The sequence below is a fragment of the Faecalimonas hominis genome (assembly GCF_054660755.1).
The window spans coordinates 1-1,427 of record NZ_BAAHSH010000084.1 but is presented as its reverse complement, the minus strand read 5'-3'; the positions used below and the strand labels follow the sequence as shown (position 1 = coordinate 1,427).

The 1,427-nt window shown below is 32.2% G+C and carries 2 protein-coding genes; one reads left to right on the top strand and one right to left on the bottom strand.

The features are described from left to right. Positions 1 to 8: 8 nt before the first annotated feature. Positions 9 to 413 carry a DUF5626 family protein gene (locus ACYQ35_RS11635; protein ID WP_459833760.1) on the bottom strand — a complete coding sequence of 135 codons (405 nt, stop codon included), beginning with the start codon at positions 411 to 413 and terminating at the stop codon, positions 9 to 11. A gap of 234 nt (positions 414 to 647) precedes the next feature. Between ACYQ35_RS11635 and ACYQ35_RS11630 the strand changes: the two genes are divergently transcribed. Then, positions 648 to 1,019: a hypothetical protein gene (locus ACYQ35_RS11630; RefSeq protein ID WP_459833757.1), complete on the top strand. Its 372-nt coding sequence runs from the start codon at positions 648 to 650 to the stop codon at positions 1,017 to 1,019. Positions 1,020 to 1,427 lie beyond the last annotated feature (408 nt).

Genomic DNA, 1,427 nt, shown 5'->3' with positions numbered 1-1,427 from the left:
ACTTTTCTTCATAGTCTCGCCAAAGCCTCTAAATTATTTGGAAGCCAAGAAATCTTTAAAGTTGCTTTTGTTGAAGAATCCTTATTTAAGGAATAATTTTTAATAGATCCGGTAAGTGCAGTAACAGATGGCGAATGGACAGAAGAAAATTTATTGCTTTTTACATCGACAATAAATTTTCCTGTCCATTTTTTAGGTTTAGTATATTGTACTTTATATGATTTATTTGCCAGTTTATGATTTAGGGGTGAGATAGTAACATAAGCGGTTTCTCCACTCGATTCTAAAAGTGTAAAATGTTGTTCTTTCTGCTGAGAATTCAAATCATATTCGGCTATGTTGCTTGTGGCAGAAGCCGTAATAGATGTGGTGAGAAAGAAAATAGTAAATAAAGTTGCAAAGATTTTTTTCATAAGATTATCCTCCGTTTCTAAATGATTTGAAGTGTATTATAGGGGAAAAGTCAAGGAATGTAAATGGAAAAATGGAGAAAGTAACAAATGTTCAGTATTTTTGCGGAAAATGTTACGTTTTATAACAGGAAAACAATAAATGTTCAGTATTTTTGCTATGCAAATTGAGAAAAATAGCGTACTTTGAACTTAACAAATAACTTTAGATTTCATAGAGAAGAAGGAGGAAGTGTTATGAAATGTAAAAAAGTATTAGCAGTAGCGGGAGCGGTAACTTGTTTAACAGTTGGAGGAATTGTATCACAGGCATCAAGTTATGTGCAAGGGAGTATGCCTGGTTTTCCGGAGATGAGTTGCACGGGAAGTTTAGGATTTTATAATTCTACAATGACAGCATCTACAAACTGTAATAAAACACCAGGAGGGTATGAAACAAGGATAGAGGGTCAATTGAAAATAAAAGGAGAAGTATGTTCAAAGCAGACAACAAAAGGAGATAAGACAGCAAAAATTAGCAAAGTAGGGGCGACAGGATTTAAGTATGGACGAGGAACACATAAGGTATATTACAGAGATAAAACATGGGCACAAAATACTTTTATGTAATATACATAGAGGGACTTATAACTGTGTAAGATAATTTTAATACCACCCTCAATTCATTAGAATTGAGAGTAGTATTTGTGATAAATGCACTAATATATTGATAGATTAAAAGTAATAATATATATAATAGACAAATATGAAGGGATAAAGTAAAATGAAAATAAGAATAAAATATAAGAAGGGAAGTGGCATTATGAAGAAAGTGATGAATTGTAAACCGAGAGGTCACATTTGTAATACGAGAAACTAGATATTGTAATCGATATTCCCATTTGTAAACTGACTGTCCCTTTTTGTAGACGACAATCCAGTTTGTAAAACAAGAAACTAGTTTTGTAAGCGAATTTCGCAGATGGCAATTCTAGAATGGCATGATATACTAAGTTCAACTAGTAAAAATAGGTATAG

Bases quoted from the DNA above. Each gene is read 5' to 3' on its own strand.
- ACYQ35_RS11635 (WP_459833760.1), bottom strand. From the start codon at position 413: ATGAAAAAAATCTTTGCAACTTTATTTACTATTTTCTTTCTCACCACA.
- ACYQ35_RS11630 (WP_459833757.1), top strand. From the start codon at position 648: ATGAAATGTAAAAAAGTATTAGCAGTAGCGGGAGCGGTAACTTGTTTA.